A 1,816-nucleotide genomic window follows, 5' to 3' on the forward strand; every position below is an offset into this window, starting at 1 on the left:
CGTCCAGCAGGTTGCCCGGCCCGGGTGGGGCGGCGAGCAGTTCGCGGTCGGCGTGGGCGGCGCGGTGGCCCTCGGCGGCCAGGCGGGCGGCGATCCGCCGGCGGGCCAGGGCCGGGTCCACCCGGCAGTGCACGACGCGCAGTTCGGCGCGGGCGGCCAGCGGCTGGAGGCCGGTGCGCCAGAGCCGGTCCTGGTAGGCGGCCTCGGCGACCACGCTCACCCCGGCGTCCACCAGGACGCCCAGCACGCCGAAGAACGCGTCGCGCACCGCCAGGTCGGGGGCCGGGGTGCGGGTGCCGGCGTGCAGCAGGCCCTCCTTGACCTCGTCCCGGACGAGGGCCGGGCAGCCGACGGCCCGGGCCAGGGCGTGTGCCAGGGTCGTCTTGCCGCTGCCCGGCCCGCCGCTCACCACGATCAGCACCGCACCCGCCTCCCGTCCAACGCGCCGACCAGCCGCGCCTGTTGGCAACTTCGTACCCGAAACCTCCGGCGCCGCGGGCTCGTTGTGCCCGGTGGAGGGACCAATCGGCCCGGGCGGCGCGCTGCCGCCGGGGCCCGGACGGAGGGGACCATCATGACCCAGCCCGCAGACGCGGTGCGCGCCGGCGGCCCGGACTCGGCGCTCGACCGGGTGGCCGACTTCTACGGCGCCTACATCGACGCCGTCGACGACGGCACCGACGACCTGTCGCACGGGCTGCGCGCCCACTACCTCACCGAGGACCTGCGCCGGCGCCTGGCGGCCTGGGAGGAGGCCGACCACGCCGACGGCGTGCTGCGCGCCCAGGACGTGCCGACCGCCTGGGAGGTGCGCTACCACGACTCGGGCGCCGGGCACCTGTTCACCACGGTCACGCTGACCTGGGGCACGGGTCCGGACGCCGGGCGCACCCGGCTGGCGGTGCGGAGCGACCTGAGCACCAAGCTGATCTCCGGCATCGAGGACGCCCCCGCGCCGTAGCGGTGGCGATCGCCGCCGCCCGGGCCGGTTCAGGCCAGGGCGGCGGCCAGGCGCTGCGGCAGGCTCTCGTAGGGCCGGCAGTCGACCACGGGCAGGCGGTGGGCGCCGGCCTGGTCGGCGAGCCAGCGGGAGTAGCGGGCGCTGACGGCGGCGCGGGCCGGCTGGGGGCCGCGGTCCGGCTCGCGGTGGGCGTAGTTGGCGCCGATCCGCTCCGGGTCGCCCTCGTGGAGGAACACCGCGCGCAGGCGCCGGCCCCGGCCGGCGGCCTCGGCGACGGCGCGGGCGGCGGCCCGGGGGCTGAGGTAGTCGCCCTCGACGACGGCGGGCACCTCGACGCCCAGCCGGTTGCGCACGACGCCGAGCAGCGCCTCGTCCAGGGCGTGGGCGGTGGCGATCTGCAGGTCCAGGACACGGTCGGCGCCCAGTTCCTCCTCCGGGGCACCGTGGCCGGCGAAGTGGTGCAGCCCGGGGTGGCCGGCCGGGGTGGTGGCGGCCTGCAGCGCGGCGACGACGTCGTCGAACTCCACCACGAACGCGCCGTGCCGCTCGGCGAGAAGGGCGGCGGCGCGGCTCTTGCCGACGCCGGAGGCGCCGCCGATCAGCAGGACGTCCCAGGGACGGTGGTCGGTGTGCATACGGTCACATTAGGGGACGCGGGTAAGCGGTTGCGGGGGCCGGCGGGCTCTGTGGGGTGGGGGAGGCGCCGTGGGAGCGGCTCCTCCCGGCCAGGCCCCCGGCGCCGGAAGCCGGCCCACGGTCTGGTCCCGCCGCCCGCCCGCCCGCCCGCCCGTACCGGATCCGGATCACGGCCGGGCGGCCGGGCGGCCGGCGGGGGTGGCGGGGGGGTAGGGGGGG

3 protein-coding genes are annotated in these 1,816 nt (G+C 78.5%); 1 reads left to right on the top strand and 2 read right to left on the bottom strand.

From position 1 onward, the window contains the following. Window positions 1-421: AAA family ATPase (locus BG452_RS34220; RefSeq protein WP_317621363.1), on the bottom strand; the 421-nt coding region annotated here is incomplete at its 3' end. A 153-nt stretch (window positions 422-574) separates the two neighbouring features. Between BG452_RS34220 and BG452_RS34225 the strand changes: the two genes are divergently transcribed. Next, entirely contained in the window at window positions 575-961 is a 387-nt protein-coding gene (locus BG452_RS34225; protein WP_188308243.1) for a hypothetical protein, read from the top strand. Window positions 962-990: 29 nt separating this feature from the next. On the opposite strand, the gene BG452_RS34230 is transcribed toward BG452_RS34225, so the two are convergent. Further along, the gene (locus BG452_RS34230; protein WP_188308244.1) at window positions 991-1,596 is read right to left on the bottom strand and encodes an AAA family ATPase; all 606 of its coding nucleotides are present in this window, start codon (window positions 1,594-1,596) and stop codon (window positions 991-993) included. Window positions 1,597-1,816 lie beyond the last annotated feature (220 nt).

It is taken from the genome of Streptomyces sp. CBMA123 (assembly GCF_014596465.1).
Taxonomy (GTDB): domain Bacteria; phylum Actinomycetota; class Actinomycetes; order Streptomycetales; family Streptomycetaceae; genus Kitasatospora.